Source organism: Streptomyces sp. NRRL S-1813 (genome assembly GCF_000719605.1).
In the GTDB taxonomy this organism is placed as follows: Bacteria; Actinomycetota; Actinomycetes; order Streptomycetales; family Streptomycetaceae; genus Streptomyces; species Streptomyces decoyicus.
Genome location: NZ_JOHB01000051.1, coordinates 1 through 15,411, shown reverse-complemented (window position 1 = coordinate 15,411; position 15,411 = coordinate 1). Strand labels below are relative to the sequence as shown.

Sequence of the window (15,411 nt, the reverse complement as noted above, 5' to 3'; positions counted from 1 at the left end):
GACACCGGCCGTCGGACCGGTTATGGGCATACTTGCTGCCGTCTCCTCGGAACCTGCCATAGGAGCACGGCTCCCGAGCGAAGCGCTGTCCAGCCTAAGAGAACCGAAGGGCAGGAAGACCGTGGCTGACTTTCTTACCGATGTCGAAACCCTCCGCGAGCGCGCCCGCCGCGAGATGGACAAAGGACCGGTCACCGAGGCGTACGGCGCCGATCTGACGCGCGTCCTCCAGGTGCTGAACGAGGCGCTGGCCACAGAAATCGTGTGCACCCTGCGGTACAAGCGGCACTACTACACGGCATCCGGGATCTATTCGGAACCGGTCGCCGCCGAGTTCCTGGAGCACGCGGCGGAGGAGCAACAGCACGCCGACAAACTGGCGCAGCGCATCGTTCAGCTCGGCGGCGAGCCCGACTTCAACCCGGACACGCTGACGTCGCGGGCGCACTCCCAGTACGACGCCAGCGCAGACCTCCTCGACATGATCAGGGAAGACCTGGTGGCCGAACGTGTCGCCATCGCCTCCTACACCGAAATCGCGAAGTGGCTGGGGGACGGCGATCCGACCACGCGGCGCGTATTCGAGGAATTGCTGGCGAAGGAGGAAGAGCACGCAGACGACCTCCGAGGGTTGCTGGAACGCATTCCGCAGGACAGGAAGACCGGTTGACGCGGGCCCGCAGTACAGAGTGTTCCGGCCCCGCCGTTCCTGCCCGCCACGGGAGATGACGCCTCCGCCACCGTGCCGGCTCAGGCCGGTGGCGGAGGCCGAGGCGCTCAGGCTTCGAGGGCGCGGGGCATGTTGTCGGCGAGCGTGAAGCAGTCGGTGGTGCCGGTGACATCAAAGAGCCGGCGGATGACGTCGTGCAGCGGGCCGGCGACGATCAGCTTGCGCTCTTGCCGGTCGTGGGCGGTCTGCGTGGCGAGCAATACGTGCAGCACGGTGGAGTCGGCGAAGTCGGCGAGAGACAGGTCGATGACGGTACGTGGAGCGCCGGAGTCCTGCGCCAGCGCACATGCCTCTTTCAGAAGAGGAGCGCTGTCGTGATCGAGGGACCCGCTGACCCGGACGACGAAGGCCTCGTCCTCGACAGCATGAGTCACCACAGCCGGTGTATGAACGTACATGGGCGCCAGCATGTCATGCGTTTAGGGCACAGGTTCCAGGCAGTCTCACTGTTCGGCGAAGCAAAGGCCTTCCCTCGAACGGGCCCCGCTCCGTCAGTTCGTCGAAGCCCCTCCGGTACCGCGTCCTCGCTCTCCCGAGGTGTGTACCGCTGGGCCGGTCATGTTCCGTGTAAATGATTCCTGAATTTCGCGGATGGCCCCCATGTCCACCGACTGCGCCACTCAGCGGGGTGATTGTTCGACAGGCATGCATAGGAGCCGCGGCGTCGGGCAATGGGCGTGCTCAAACGACCTGAATTCCGGAGGTGAATCATGAACGCGGTTTTCGAGGGCGTATCGGACACGAAACTACCGGGCGCCGCCGCGGGCGGGCCGTCACCGCGCGCCGGAAAATCTTCCACCCCGCTTCCCCACATCGAGGACGCCGGGAGCGTAGCTCCCCATGACGCCAAGGCTCTGTCGCCGCTGTTCTTCGAACGACTCGGGGAACTCGACGAAGGCACCCCCGACTATCAGTACGCCCGCAACACGCTCATCGAGATGAACCTGTCTTTGGTGCGCTATGTGGCCTCCCGGTACAGAAGCTACGGCGACCAGATGGAAGACATCGTCCAAGTCGGCACCATCGGCCTCATCAAGGCCATCGACCGGTTCGACCGCTCGCGCCGGACGGAGTTCGCGGCCTTCGCCATCCCCCACATCCTCGGCGAGATCAAGCGGTTCTTCCGCGACACCAGCTGGGCCGTTCACGTGCCGCGCCGACTACAGGAACTCCGTGTCGACCTGGCCCGGGCGGCGGAGCAGCTGTCCGCCCTCCTGGACCGGGAACCCACCGTCAAGGAGCTGGCCGAGCACCTTGGGCTTCCGGAAGAGGAGGTCATCGAAGGCATCGTGGCCGGCAACGGCTACACGGCCGTCTCCCTGAACGTGCCCTGCGACAGCGATACGGCCCAGGGCGGCGGCGGACTGTCCTTCGCCGACGTGCTCGGCGGGACCGACCCCGCCACCGAGCGCGTCGAGGACCGGTGTGCCCTGGCCGCACTCCTCCGGCTGCTCAGCGACCGCGACCGCCTCATCATCCAGCTGCGCTTCGGCCAGGAGATGACCCAGGCGCAGATCGGTGCCGTACTCGGCGTGTCCCAGATGCACGTCTCGCGCCTGCTCACCCGCATCATCAAGCAGCTCCGCAGCGGAATGCTCAGCCAGAAGTGACCCCGGGGCAACCCGTTTCCGGCCGCCACACCGAAACGGGTCCGGGCGCCGTACCGGCGTCGTCCACTGCGCCGTGCGCGCATACGGAGGGGCCACAGCGTGAAAGCTGTGGCCCCTCCGTTGGTGGAACCTGCCTCGTGCCCCCGCATTGCCGCGTCAGTCGACGCAATGGGCGTGGGGGAGCGAAAGCGGCCCGGAGTGCACACTGCGGTGGAGGTGAGTCCCCTGCGGGACAGCGCGCCCTCCGGGCCGCGCTTTCCCGTGTGCCCGTGGGTGTGGTGATGATGCCTCAGCTGGCACAGGAAAGGGGTGGGCCGGACAACGGATGCTGTCCGGCCCACCCCTTTCCCGCGGACTACTGCGGGCTACCAGCGGTACCACCGGCCGCGCTTGCCGCCGGCTCCGGCGGAACGCAGGACAAATCCCAGCGCCCAGATAACGAGGACGACCACTGCGACGAACCAGAGCGCCTTGAGGGCGAATCCGGCACCGAAAAGAAGAAGCGCGAGAAGAAGTACGAGAAGCAGGGGAACCATATTTATCAACCTCCGAGCCATCATGTGCCCCGGCCCCGGACTCGCACACAACGTTTCTTCCCGGATAAGTGGGGAACACCCGGCAGCCGGCAAGCACTCCACCTAATACACCGTGAAAGGAGAGACACTCCCAGGATTCGAGGCTCCCGAAGGTTTCCGCGACCGCGCGGCACCACCACACCCATCGGCCAGAGCCCTGATCGCATCTGCGTCCGGTCCTCCATGCATGGCTGTGTGAGATGGGGGTAGGCGGCCGTAGCAGCGTCCGCAGGTGCCGGGCGCGCGGGAAGGCGAGATGACCACCATCGTGAGCGAGACCACTACCGAGCAGCGGTACACCCCCACGGACTCCGTGCTGCCGGAGGTGACGCAGCCGCAGAAGGTGGCCCCGCGCGACGCGAAGGAGTTGTCGAAGCAGTTCTTCGAGCGGCTCCAGGTCCTCGACGAAGGCACGCACGAGTACCAGTACGCGCGCAACACCCTCATCGAGATGAACATGTCGATGGTGCGCTACGTCGCCCGTCGCTACCGCAACCGCGGCGACGACATGGAAGACGTCATCCAGGTGGGCACGATCGGTCTGATCAAGGCCATCGACCGGTTCGAGCTCTCACGTGAGGTGGAGTTCTCCACCTTCGCCGTGCCCTACATCCTCGGGGAGATCAAGCGGTTCTTCCGCGACACCGGCTGGGCCGTCCATGTGCCCCGCCGCCTCCAGGAACTGCGCAGCGACCTGGCCAAGGCCAAGGAGCACCTCGCTGCCACCCTCGACCGCGACCCGACCGTCCGTGAGCTGGCCGCCCACCTCGACCTGTCGGAGGACGAGGTCATCGAGGGCATCGTCGCTGCCAACGGCTACACCGCCGGCTCGCTCGACACCCCCGCCGACCCGGACCCGTCGGAGCAGCGCCGCACCCTCGTCGACGTCCTGGGCGAGGACGACCCGGCTCTCCAGACCGTCGAAGACCTGCATGTGCTGGCTCCGCTGCTCGACACGCTCGACGCACGCGAACGGCGCCTCATCGAGCTGCGCTTCGGCCAGGAGATGACCCAGTCGCAAATCGGCGACGAGCTCGGCGTCTCCCAGATGCACGTCTCCCGGCTGCTCACCCGTACCTTGTCCAAGCTCCGTGCCGGGATGCTCACCGAACGGTGACACCACCGCCCGCAGCGCGCGGGGCAGTTCCACAGCAGCCGTCATGAGGGGCCCCTTCCCCTTCGCAGATGCCCTCACCGAGCCAGTCCTGCTCGTTCCGTTCCCTCTGCTCCTTCCGTTCCTTCCACTCGTCCTTCTCGTCCGGCGAATTCGCGCCACTGATGTGTAAGGCGACGGGCGGCGGGCATCAGCAGCGCTGATCGCTTCGCTTGGTGAAAGGAACCGGAAGATGCTGAGGGCCCACCCTGCGGTGCTGCTGGAACTCGTCGAAGAGTACGAGGTGCTGGAGTTGCTGCACGCTCGGCAGGGCAGGGACGAGGTGCGGCGGAGGATGGACGATGTCGCCTACACCCTGTGTGTGTCCACCGGAACCCGCGATGTCGACGCGGCCCTCATCGCCGCCCGCCACCAACTGCCTCGCACCAGCGTGAAGAACGGCTCCCTCCTCGCGGGCTGACCGGCTGACCTTCTGTCCGGCTGACCACGGTCGTAGCCCCGGAAACGGCCGACCGCTGATGCACGGGTGACACCTCCGGACACCTTCCCACCATGGAACCGGCCCCAATCGCCCTTGCCGCAGCCCTACTGGGCCGCTGAACACTCACGATGCAGCGGCAGGAAAGGGCCACGCTCACTGCGGCACGGGCCGGGTCGGGCCCGGCCGGGTCGGGCCGCTCCAGGCTCCCGCCCGCGCGCCTCGATAAGGCGTCAATAAGAGCGCGATAATCAAACGATAACGGGGCCTGTCAGGGTCGCTCGATGACCGCTCTTCCTCTCGGGCCGGCGACCCGCAGATGCGCACTCCCAGGACTGTTGTGCCTGTCCGCTCGGGGGCGTGCCGCACGACCGGCCCCGGTACGGCCGACGGCCCTCACTCTGTGACGCTTGGCCGATTCGCTCGGTGCCGACGCTGAACACAGCCCGCTGGAACGGGTGTCGGCTGGTACCGTCAGGCCGCCCGGGTGTCGACACGCCCCCGGTGCTGCCCAGGGGTGCCCTCATACCTGAGAGCTACGCATGAATGGCTCTTGAGCGTGATGTGGTTCCCGGCCGCGGACTCTAACGTTGTCCTCGGTCATGCATGGAGTGGAGGGGAACGGCGGCTATGCGAGCTGCGAGGTGGGGGAGTGGCGGCCTGCTGGTCGTCGCTACAGCCCTCGCGCTATCGGTCGCCGCGAGAGCCGGTCGCCCGTCGCCGCGCCTGCCCCGCCACGGCTCTCCATCCCACCCCACCACTGCCCGGCACCCGCACGCCACGACCGTACTGATGCTGCGGGGCGGCCACCCCGTCGGCCCGGCCGGTGTGCCTGGCTCCCGGATGTCTCCTCACGCCCCGGTCCCGCCCGCCGCCGTCAGCTCCCCTACGGACCGGTGCGGCGCGGCGCCGCGGCTGCGCCACCCGACGCGGAGGACCGGCAGAGCGCGGCAGATCGCGGTGGCCCGGGTCCCCGCCCCGGGTGCCCCGCTGCGGGCCGCCCCGGGCCCGTTGTCCCCGGTCCTTCGCCCTGCGGGGCAAGCGTCCCGGTCCGCTCGTCAAAAGGCGGCATGACGATCCACCGGCCCCCGAGTGTGTCGTTCTCCTGAACCAAGATCCGTTCTCAGCACTATGCAATATCCCGGTGGAGGAAAAATGGAATCCATAACCGTCGAGCACATCAGCAGCCTGTACGCGAAGTACCAGGACGACTTGCGGGTGGTTCGTGACGCCCAGCGGAAGTTCCTCAAGGACCGGGGCAAGTCGATGAAGGCGCAGCTCGACGACTACGAGGCGGAGATGACGTATCTGCTGCTCCGTGATCTGCGCCCCGAAATCGTGGTGGAGGTCGGTACGTTCTACGGCTGGTCCACGATGTGGATCCTGAGCGCGCTCCGTGACAACGGGAGCGGTCATCTGCACTCGTTCGACATCGTCGACAACGTGGTGCGCAATGTTCCGAGTGAACTCTCCGCGGATCGCTGGACGTTCACCAAGGGTGACATCCAGCAGCACCCGGAGAAGGTCCCCGCCGAGGCGGACTACCTCTTCATCGACGCGGACCACGGCTCCCGGTTTGCCCACTGGTACATCGAGAACCTGTTCCCGGCCGTCCCGCCGCGCACGCCCACCAGCGTCCACGACGTCTTCCACGGCCGGCGTCCCAAGCCGTTCAGCGAAGGTTCGGTCATCGTGAAGTGGCTGGCCGAGCAGAACATCGAGTTCTTCACGCCGTCGACGGCGAAGGCCCCGCAGGTGACGGAGCAACTGGCCGCGGTCAAGAAGGAGTTGGGCCTCGACGAGCCGGTACGCAACAGCGACCACAACCCGATGATCTTCTTCACACTTCCCTAGCCCTTACCGCACAGGGGCCCGTCACACGCCAGGCCCCTCCAGGACTCGCTCCCGTCCACGCTTATGCGGGAGCGATCGCCCTGTAGACGTCCGCCGGCAGCGCAGGTTTCCTGCTCCACCGGCGGACGTTCGCGTTTCCGGGCCCCGGTCTTCCCCGCGCCCGGACGGCACGGAATCATCCAGGCATGGGCATAGTGGACCACCTGGTGCGGGCGGCGGACGACGGTGACGCGACCCTGGTAGCTCGACTGCTGGGGACGGGCACCACGCCGTCAGGCATGCGCCGTGGGTAAAGGTCAGCTGCCTCGGATTCGCCCCAGGGGGTGATAGCGGCGGCCTTGCTTCTTCGGAACGATGCTGGTGGAAGATCGCCGTCGGATGGGAGCCCACTGCCGTGCCTGTCGCGAACATGATCCGCAGGGTCGCCGCCCTCGCGGCTGCCCTCGTTCTCCTCACCGCACCCGCCGGGTTCGCCGCGCCGAAGCATGGCACCGCCACCTGCGCCATCGAGCACTTCTGCCTGTACGCCCGAGGGCAGCAGGAGGGCGCCAGGGCCTCCTATACGAAGGGCACCCGCGACACGGCGCAGCAGAATCTCCCCAAGGGGGGATGGTCGGCGTGGAACCGCACCAGCGAGTACTGGTGTCTTTGGAGCAAGCCCGGCTACAAGGGCAGCAAGCACCGGCTGAACCCCGGTGAGAAGTTCGGCTTCCAGCCCCCGATCAGGTCACTTCTGCCGTCGAGCGCCTTCCGCTGCTGAGCCGCTGAGGGCAGCGATATTCGGTGCGCCGGGAGAGCGGACCTTCGGGCAGCCCTCGGGAGGCCCCGAACGCAGCGCAGCGACACGAGCGCGAGCCCTCTACTCAGCGTGCTGTCGGCGCACCATCTCGTTGATCCAGATGGGCGCGAACGGAGACGTGCAGCCCGGGGGAGTCGGGTAGTCCCTGAGCACGCCCAGGCGCTCACCGATGTCGATGGCACGGGTGCGGTGCTCGGCGTGCTCGATCCCGATCTGGGCCAGACAGTGGTTCATCGCCCACTGCAAGCGGTCCGGGGCGTCTTTCATCTCCGCCTCGATGACGTCGAGCAGCGCTGTGAGGTCGAGGCCGTCGGGCTTCTTCGCCACGCGTTCGGTGGTCAGTGCCCAGCCGGCACTCGCGACCACTGGATCCGGGTCGGCGGACCAGGCCAGGCGCAGCTCTTCGGAGTGCGGGCTCTTCTTCACCACATAGTTCACGAGCCAGTCGTGCACCTTGGGTGTGCGGGCCTCGCGCAACATGACGTCCAGCTCGTCACGCTCGAACGCCTTCGGGCGGCAGATCAGGATTGCCAGCAGTCTTGCCGCGGTGTCGTCCGTCTTCCAGAGCTGACAGGCGAGTTCCTGCTGCGTTTTCAGCCGCTTCGCGAGCGCGCGCAGCTTGCTGAGGTTCACACCGTGATCGTCACCGTGTCTCTCGTTCACCTCGCGTGACTTCGGGTCCTCGAGCTCGGCCAGCTCGGCCATGACCGGGGCCAACGCCGTCTCTGCCATCTCAGCCTCCTGTCCCTCACGTGCGAGTTTCAGCCTATGACGGAAGTCGGCCTCCTGTCGTACACGACGGTTCGACGGCAGTGACCGACACGAAATGCCGCGGCTTCACGCATGTGCAGCAGGTCTCGACACCCCCTCGCCGAGACGGGGATCCTGCCGGCGCCGGTGCGAAGCCACTCCAGTCCGATTTGCCACACGAGACGAACTCTTAGTCCGATTTATGGCTTGTCGAGGGATCCGGGGACCCCGCACTGTCGTGGGGTCAACCGCCGAATCCAGCCAAGGTCTCAGGATGAATGAACATGACGCGAAGAAAGAACGTGGCACGAAGAATGAGCACGGCACGATGAGTGAACGCGACGCCATGCATGAACGCGACACTGCGATACGCGCCGAACTGGAGCGATTCATTCAAACCCGGGAGTTCAGCTGCCTGGGGGCCCGCGCCGCGCTGAAACGCCAGGCCATCACGCATCGGCACTATCGAAGAATGGGCGACGAGGCGTCGGCGGAGGGAAACCACCGCGACCTCGTCGCCTACATCGACACCGTGCGCCCCCTGCTGTCCGCCCAGAGCTTCCGTACCTTTGTCGCGACGTTCGACGAGCCCGGAACGGTGGACGAACGTACCTACGAGGAGCTCATCTGGCAGCACCTGCAATGCATGCATGACATCGACAGCCGGACATACGGCCTGGACGCGGGTGCTTCCTCCGATCCCGGCCGGCCCAACTTCGGATTCCACGCGGGCGGGCATGCGTTCTTCATCGTGGGCATGCACCCCGGCTCCTCCCGGGCGAGCCGCCGCTTCACGACGTCGGCGATCGCCTTCAACTCGCTCGCGCAGTTCATGCACCTCGGCGAGAATTTCTACTCGATGCAGGGCGCGATTCGCAGACGTGAGGCCAAGAACAACGGCTCCGTCAATCCGAGTTTCACCGAGTACGAGTACGAGGAGCCCGCGCGGCACTTCTCGGGCCGGTTCACGGAAGAAGACTGGAAGTGCCCCTACACCTCACGACACGAACCGGCTACCGAGGATTTCACCGAGGGACTCCTCCAGCACAAGCGGTGAGCCCGCCAGAGTCCTCGTTCGGTCACGATGCCGTGTCCTTAACGGGTCATGGGGCGGGGGCGCCTTTCGTGAAGACCTGAGGGCCTCGGGGTCCGGCTGTTGTACCAAACGGCCGCGATCACCAGAGCGCAGCCGCAGGCCTGGGCCGGCGTGGGACGTTCGCCGATGGCGACGCCCAGTCCGAATGCCTTGACCGGCTGGAGCAACAACAGCGCGGCGCCGACGTTCGGTGCCAGGGAAACAGGGCCAGCGCCCAGCGCAGAAACGCCGCCGTCCCCGCGTTCGCCCCCGACAACTTCACGAACACGGCCGAGGCCGAGAGGCAGGCGGACCCCGCGACGGCCGCCACGACCGGATGGACCGAACCGCCGCCCGTCCTCCGCTCCTCACTTCCGGTGAGCTGCCGTAGCGGAGCCGGCATCCGTAGCGCGCGGCCGCTCGTAGGGCTCAGTCGCTCTGGTGGGCCTCGCGTGCCGCGTCCACGAAGTCCTCCAGCGCCGCCCAGAAGGGGCTGTAGGCGGCATCGAACGCGTCACGGCGGTCGGCGTCGCCGGACGGGTCGGTGCTGAGGGCCGCGTAGAAGGGGCGGGTCGACTTCTGGAGGGCGAGTGCCGCGGCGGCGGCCGAGGCCGGGCCCTCCAGCTCGACGACCCGTGCGCAGCGACGGATCTTCGCGTACTCGGCGACCTCACGGTCCCGCAGTTCGCCGAGTGCGGTGGTACGGGCGGCGGAGCCGGGCAGCCGGAGCGTGGCGGAGATCTCCCAGAACAACTCGCCCATCCGGTGGGTCTGTTCGATCAGGTCCAGGTAGGCGGTGCGCCGGCTCTCCCGTAGCCGTTCGGTGCGCTGTGAGCGTGCGGCGGTCTCGGCCTGAATTCTGGCGGCCCGGGTGCTGCCGCGGCTGGTGACCCAACTGGCGAGCACCGCCGTACCGCCGGTCACCGCCGCGATCGCCAGAGTCCACCACGCGCTGTCGCCCACCCGCCGCACCCTACCGAGCCGCCCCGGCGCACCGGCCGCCGGGCGGCTTCGTCGTAGTGGCGGCTGGCCTTCTCGACTGCCACTACGACGGGAAGTCGCCCGGCGGCACCGTACTCGTGGACGCGTTGCCGCCGATGACCTTGTTCAGGGTGAACGTCAGCACCGTGTACTGCGTCCCGCCCGCCACCCGCACCGTCCGGAAGTTCGCCGTGTCGTCGAACTTCTCGAAGCTGCACTCGCGGGTGAACGAGCTCTTCGCGCTGTTCCAGTCCTCGCCGGTGGTGAAGTACACCGTGTAGGAGCCGCTGTTGACGCTGCGGACGGTGGCGTTGGATCCCGTGCGCACGTATACGGAGAACGCCGTCCGTGTGCCGCGGGTCAGCGTCACCACCGCATCCGTGCCGGTGCCGTTCCGGACGGTGAGCCGCCCCAGGCCGCCACGGCTGCCGTCGCGGACGAAGGCTCCGTTCCCCAGCCGTCGATGCTTGGCCTGCTCCGTACGCGGCAGTCGCAGGGTGGCGTCGTAACCGAGGGCGGTGAGCGCGCGTCCGGCCTCCTTGACGCTCTGCGGGCCTCGGGCCGTACCGAGTTCGACGCGTGGTGAGGTGGCGCAGCGGCCGCCGGTGCCGCGAGCGCTCTTGAGGTCCTGGCCCAACTCCCTCAAAGCGCGGGCGAGTTGGCTGTTCCCGGTGATGGCGTTGTCCGGTGTGGCGATGGATTGCAGAGTCATCGCGGCCGTGTCGGCCTTGGTCGCTGCCGTGTCCAGCGCCTTGTTCAGCGAACCGCCTTCGTGCGCGCGGTCGACCGCGCGCAGTGCGCTGTCGAGCGGTCCGAGGGTGCCGGTGAGCGCGTGGCGGTAGGTGGCCGGGTCGACGGTCGGGGTCGGGCTCGGGGACGGCGCCGAACCGGCCGACGAACTGCTGGAGCCGCCCGCCGGACCGCCTCTCTCCCCATCCGACGAACAGGCCGCCAGCGGCAGCACGAGAGCGAGCGCCGCTGTGCCGAGGGCGGCCGCCCGGCCTCTGCTGCGGGTCCGCCGGGTCCGCCGGGTCCGTCGAGTCGGTCGGGACTGTTGCGTCACCTGCGTGGTGGTGGTGCGGTTCATGTCGTCCGCCGGTGTTCCGTCCGCGATCGCCGCTGTCCCGTCCGTTGTGCGCGCAGAGGTGTACCTCACGATGAGTCCCCCGATTCCCCCGGTATCCCCCGACATCCGGCAACTGCCGAAACAATGAGGCTTCTCCGCCCACAGGTGACTGTCAAGGCCGTTGGGCGGGGGGCCAGTTCCGGGAAATCCCTCGGAATTCCTGCTTCCGCACCCGTGCGCCGGTCACCTGCGCGTATGTAGAGTCCCCTGCCATGGCAGCGCTGAATGATCTTCTCCCCAAGGCGGCCGTACGCCTCGACGTCCGGGTGGCGGACTGGCAGGAAGCGATACGTGCGGCGGGCAGACTGATGGTGGAGACGGGCGCCACCACCGACGGCTACACCGCGGAGATGATCCGCAATGTCGAGGAGAACGGGCCGTACCTCGTCATCGCGCCTGGCTTCGCCTTCGCCCATGCCCGCCCCTCCTCCGCCGTGCTCCGGACCGGAATGTCCTGGGTCCGCCTGGAACAACCGGTGGAATTCGGCCATGAGTCGAACGACCCGGTGCATCTGGTCGTGGGACTCGCCGCGGAGGACTCCGGGGCGCATACGGCGGCGATGGCCGCACTCGCTCAGCTGCTCGCCGACCCGGCGACCACACAGGCCCTTCAGGATGCGGCGGACGCGGAGGCACTGCTTGCGGTGCTCGCCGGGCCGGACGGGGAGCGCGATGACCGGGGGCAGGAGGAGACCGTAGGTGAGCAGGCCGGAGACGAACGGCGGGCCGGGAACGCTCAGCCGGCAGCCGAGAAGGCTGTACACAAGATCCTTACCGTGTGCGGCAATGGCGTGGGCACGAGCCTGTTCCTGAAGAACACGCTGGAGCAGGTGCTCGACCGCTGGGGCTGGTCCCGCCATGTGACGGTGGAGGCGACCGACACCATCTCGGCCAAGGGCAAGGCGTCGGAGGCCGTCGCGATCCTCACCTCCCGGGAGATCGCCAGGACGCTGGGCGAGATCGGTGTACCGGTGAAGGTCGTCGAGGACTTCACCAGCGGTCCCGAGGCCGACCGCATACTCCGCGACACCTATGACGTCTGAGTGCGGCGTCCGAGGGCGGCCGACGTGCGAGGGCGGCGTCCAAGTCCGGCCGCTCATGGTGGCCCCCGAGACCGGCCGCTCATAGATGGCCCCCGAGATACGACGTCCGGCCCATGCCGCCCGGGACACGAAGGCCGAGGCACGGCATCCGGAACGCACGCCCGCCATACGGCACCTGAACTACGGCACCTGAACTACGGCACCTGAACTACGACGCCGGACCGACCACGCGGACTGATCACATGTGACATGCCGCACCTGACACGCCACACCTGGCATACAACGCCTGACGGCATACCTGACACGCCACGTCTGACATGCAGCGTCTGACAGCCCTTGCCCGACAGACGAGGTCTGACACCCACCACGCCCCATCCCAGCGGCAGAGCCGGGAGGACGGACGGCCACCATGGACTGGCTCATATCCCTCGCCACGTTTCTCGTGAACGAGATCCTCAGCCAACCCGCGTATCTGATCGGCCTGATCACGGCGGCGGGCCTGATCGCGCTGAAGAAGACCACAGGTCAAGTGGTCGGCGGTGCCATCAAGGCGACCCTCGGCTTTCTGCTGATCGGTGCCGGAGCGGGACTGGTGGTCAGCTCCCTCGCCCCGCTGGGCGGCATGATCCAGGGCGCGACCGGCGCGCACGGTGTGATCCCGACCAACGAGGCAATCGTCGGGATCGCCCAGGCGCAGTTCGGCGCCCGAGTCGCCTGGCTGATGATCCTCGGCTTTGCGGTCGCCCTGATGCTGGCCCGCTTCACACCACTGCGGTATGTCTTCCTCACCGGCCATCACATGCTCTTCATGGCCACCCTGCTGACCATGGTCCTGGCGACCTCCGGCCGGTCCTCGGTGAGTGTGGTGGTCGTCGGCGGACTGCTGCTGGGCATTCTGCTGGTGGCGATGCCGGCCTTTGCGCATCCGTGGACCAAGCGCGTCACCGGAAACAACAGCATCGCCATCGGCCACTTCGGCACCGCCGGGTACATCGTCGCGGGCGCCACCGGGCAACTCGTCGGCAAACGCAGCCGCAGCACGGAGGACATGAAGCTGCCCGAGGGCCTGCGTTTTCTGCGGGACTCGATGGTCGCCACAGCGCTGTCCATGGTGCTGATCTACGTCATCATGTCGCTGGTCTATCTGGCCCGGGCCGGGCGGACGACGGCGTTCAAGGCGTTCGCGTCCGACGGCGGCAGCGCGGCCGGGGACCTCGGCAACTACGTCATGCAGTCCGTCATGCAGGGCCTACAGTTCGGCATCGCGGTAGCGGTGATCCTCTTCGGCGTCCGTACGATCCTGGGCGAACTGGTCCCGGCGTTCCAGGGCATTGCCGGCAAGCTCGTACCGGGTGCGGTGCCGTCCCTCGACGCCCCGATCGTCTTCCCGTACGCGCAGAACGCGGTGCTCATCGGCTTTCTCGCCAGCTTCGTCGGCGGCCTGGTCAGCCTCGCCCTGCTCACCTGGGTGGGCCACCCGGCGCTCGGCCTCGCGCTGGTCCTGCCGGGGCTGGTACCGCACTTCTTCACGGGTGGCGCGGCCGGCGTCTACGGCAATGCCACCGGCGGCCGACGCGGTGCGGTCGTCGGCGCCTTCCTGAACGGTGTGCTGATCACGTTCCTGCCCGCGCTGCTGCTCAAGGTGCTCGGTGCGTTCGGCAAGGAGAACACCACGTTCGGCGACGCCGACTTCGGCTGGTTCGGCACCCTGATCGGTAACGCCGCCAAGGCGGGCGCCACCGGCGGGAGCATCCTGATGCTGGCCCTCGGCGCCGTTCTCCTGGGCGGCGCGATCCTCTTCCAGAGGCGGGTCGTGGACACCGGCTGGGACCCGGGTGCCCGCCGCGATGCCTTCCTGCCGCGCACGGCTGCGGCGGTATCCGGCACGGACCCGGCGCCGACCTGGGGCCACGCGAAGATCGCGCCGCCGGCGGGGGCGCCGACCCCGCCACCGCCTCCCGAAGGGAGCTGAGCCGGTCCGTGCCGGGCGCAAGCCCCCGTGCGCACCGTACGGCTCGGCTTCCGGCTGGGCCGTTCGGATGCCCCGTGCCGCGCGCGTCCCGGCCACTGCCTCTCGCTCAGAACTAAAATCGGACCATGGCTGTAGGGGAGTTCCCCGCGCGCTGTCCCACGGGCCTTTCGGTCTTCACCCTGCTCGGCCAGTTCGGCCGGGCCGGTGATCCGTGCCGCGAGATCGCAACCGACGACCACCGCTCCAGGCTGTGCGCCGGCCCGAGGCCGACAGGGCCCTTCCGGCGTTGCGGGCGTGCCCACACCCTGCACGAGGAGGCGGCGGGCGCATGACCACCGACGATGAGGGAAGGCCGCGGCGGGCGTACGGCCCCGCCGCCGGGCCGGCGGGCGGTCCGCCCACACCGGATGCCCCGGCCCCGGATGCCACCGGTACGGACGTGACCGCTCCCGGCCCCTACGTGACCGCTCCATGCCCACAGGCGAGCGTCCCCGGCCCGGACGCGACCGCTCCAGGCCCCCACACGAGTGCCCCCGGCCCGGACGAGACCGCCCCCGACGCCGTGACCTGCCGGGCCCTGCGCTACGCCTTCGGTGAGACCAGGGCCGTGGACGGCGTCGATCTCTCCGTCCGCCCCGGCGAGGTCTTCGGCCTGCTCGGCCCCAACGGGGCGGGCAAGACCACCGCGATCCGCTGTATCACCACCCTCCTGCCCGTCCCGGCCGGCATGGTGCGGGTCTTCGGGCACGACGCGGCGAAGGAGCGGATGGCGGTGCGCCGGCTGCTGGGATACGTGCCGCAGCAGCTGTCCGCGGACGCCGGACTGACCGGCCGCGAGAACGTCACACTGTTCGCCCGGGTCTTCGACGTCGCCCGTCGCGAGCGCGCCGCACGCGTCAACCAGGCACTGGAGGCGGTCGGCCTCACCGACGCGGCCGGCCGCCTCGCCGGGACGTACTCCGGCGGCATGATCCGCCGCCTCGAACTCGCCCAGGCGCTGGTCAGCGCGCCCCGCCTGCTGATGCTCGACGAGCCGACGATCGGCCTCGACCCGATCGCCCGCACCAGCGTCTGGGAACACATCAATGCCGTACGGGCCGCCACCGGCATGACCGTGCTGGTGACCACGCACTACATGGACGAGGCCGACCAGTACTGCGACCGCCTCGCCCTGATGCACCGCGGCCGGATCCGTGCCCTGGGCACCCCCGACGAACTCCGGTCCGCCCTGCGCGCCCGCCGCCGCGCGGCCCTGACCTCGCCCACCCCGCCCCCGGCCCCCGGCACCTCAGCCACCCCCACCC

General features: G+C 68.4%; 15 protein-coding genes. 10 read left to right on the top strand and 5 right to left on the bottom strand.

Annotation, left to right across the window (positions count from 1 at the left end):
- Positions 1–121: 121 nt before the first annotated feature.
- The gene (locus tag IF67_RS0136645; protein WP_030993122.1) at positions 122–670 is read left to right on the top strand and encodes a ferritin-like domain-containing protein; all 549 of its coding nucleotides are present in this window, start codon (positions 122–124) and stop codon (positions 668–670) included.
- A gap of 107 nt (positions 671–777) precedes the next feature.
- Here IF67_RS0136645 and IF67_RS0136640 read toward each other — a convergent pair whose 3' ends face one another.
- A complete protein-coding gene (locus tag IF67_RS0136640; protein WP_234341593.1) occupies positions 778–1,104 on the bottom strand; it encodes an STAS domain-containing protein in 327 nt (108 codons plus the stop codon).
- Between the two features lie 336 nt (positions 1,105–1,440).
- Here IF67_RS0136640 and IF67_RS0136635 point away from each other — a divergent pair, with 336 nt between their 5' ends.
- On the top strand, positions 1,441–2,340 hold the full coding sequence (locus tag IF67_RS0136635; protein ID WP_030993117.1) for a SigB/SigF/SigG family RNA polymerase sigma factor: 900 nt from the start codon (positions 1,441–1,443) through the stop codon (positions 2,338–2,340).
- Positions 2,341–2,705: 365 nt separating this feature from the next.
- On the opposite strand, the gene IF67_RS0136630 is transcribed toward IF67_RS0136635, so the two are convergent.
- Positions 2,706–2,876: a hypothetical protein gene (locus IF67_RS0136630; protein WP_030076893.1), complete on the bottom strand. Its 171-nt coding sequence runs from the start codon at positions 2,874–2,876 to the stop codon at positions 2,706–2,708.
- A gap of 295 nt (positions 2,877–3,171) precedes the next feature.
- Here IF67_RS0136630 and IF67_RS0136625 point away from each other — a divergent pair, with 295 nt between their 5' ends.
- The 4 genes from IF67_RS0136625 (at position 3,172) to IF67_RS0136605 (ending at position 7,121) form a co-directional block, all read left to right on the top strand.
- Complete coding sequence (locus tag IF67_RS0136625; RefSeq protein WP_030993114.1) at positions 3,172–4,032, top strand: RNA polymerase sigma factor SigF; 861 nt, start codon at positions 3,172–3,174, stop codon at positions 4,030–4,032.
- A 229-nt stretch (positions 4,033–4,261) separates the two neighbouring features.
- Positions 4,262–4,489, top strand: a complete 228-nt coding sequence (locus IF67_RS0136620; protein WP_030993107.1) for a DUF5133 domain-containing protein — start codon at positions 4,262–4,264, stop codon at positions 4,487–4,489.
- Between the two features lie 1,173 nt (positions 4,490–5,662).
- A complete protein-coding gene (locus IF67_RS0136615) occupies positions 5,663–6,361 on the top strand; it encodes a class I SAM-dependent methyltransferase (RefSeq protein ID WP_030993105.1) in 699 nt (232 codons plus the stop codon).
- 394 nt (positions 6,362–6,755) lie between these two features.
- Positions 6,756–7,121 carry a peptidase inhibitor family I36 protein gene (locus tag IF67_RS0136605; RefSeq protein ID WP_030993103.1) on the top strand — a complete coding sequence of 122 codons (366 nt, stop codon included), beginning with the start codon at positions 6,756–6,758 and terminating at the stop codon, positions 7,119–7,121.
- Between the two features lie 99 nt (positions 7,122–7,220).
- Here the strand turns inward: IF67_RS0136605 and IF67_RS0136600 are convergent, their stop codons facing one another.
- A complete protein-coding gene (locus IF67_RS0136600; protein ID WP_030993101.1) occupies positions 7,221–7,892 on the bottom strand; it encodes a DNA alkylation repair protein in 672 nt (223 codons plus the stop codon).
- A gap of 292 nt (positions 7,893–8,184) precedes the next feature.
- Between IF67_RS0136600 and gntA the strand changes: the two genes are divergently transcribed.
- On the top strand, positions 8,185–8,967 hold the full coding sequence (gene gntA / locus IF67_RS0136595) for a guanitoxin biosynthesis heme-dependent pre-guanitoxin N-hydroxylase GntA (RefSeq protein WP_199812846.1): 783 nt from the start codon (positions 8,185–8,187) through the stop codon (positions 8,965–8,967).
- Positions 8,968–9,414: 447 nt separating this feature from the next.
- Here gntA and IF67_RS0136590 read toward each other — a convergent pair whose 3' ends face one another.
- Positions 9,415–9,948 carry a hypothetical protein gene (locus IF67_RS0136590; RefSeq protein WP_030993097.1) on the bottom strand — a complete coding sequence of 178 codons (534 nt, stop codon included), beginning with the start codon at positions 9,946–9,948 and terminating at the stop codon, positions 9,415–9,417.
- Positions 9,949–10,030: 82 nt separating this feature from the next.
- Positions 10,031–11,122: a hypothetical protein gene (locus IF67_RS0136585; RefSeq protein ID WP_234341592.1), complete on the bottom strand. Its 1,092-nt coding sequence runs from the start codon at positions 11,120–11,122 to the stop codon at positions 10,031–10,033.
- A 182-nt stretch (positions 11,123–11,304) separates the two neighbouring features.
- Here IF67_RS0136585 and IF67_RS0136580 point away from each other — a divergent pair, with 182 nt between their 5' ends.
- The 3 genes from IF67_RS0136580 to IF67_RS0136565 form a co-directional block, all read left to right on the top strand.
- The gene (locus IF67_RS0136580; protein WP_030993093.1) at positions 11,305–12,135 is read left to right on the top strand and encodes a PTS sugar transporter subunit IIA; all 831 of its coding nucleotides are present in this window, start codon (positions 11,305–11,307) and stop codon (positions 12,133–12,135) included.
- Between the two features lie 409 nt (positions 12,136–12,544).
- Positions 12,545–14,107, top strand: a complete 1,563-nt coding sequence (locus IF67_RS0136570; protein ID WP_030993091.1) for a PTS ascorbate transporter subunit IIC — start codon at positions 12,545–12,547, stop codon at positions 14,105–14,107.
- A 328-nt stretch (positions 14,108–14,435) separates the two neighbouring features.
- The coding region (locus IF67_RS0136565; protein WP_234341590.1) for an ABC transporter ATP-binding protein at positions 14,436–15,411 on the top strand (976 nt) is incomplete at its 3' end.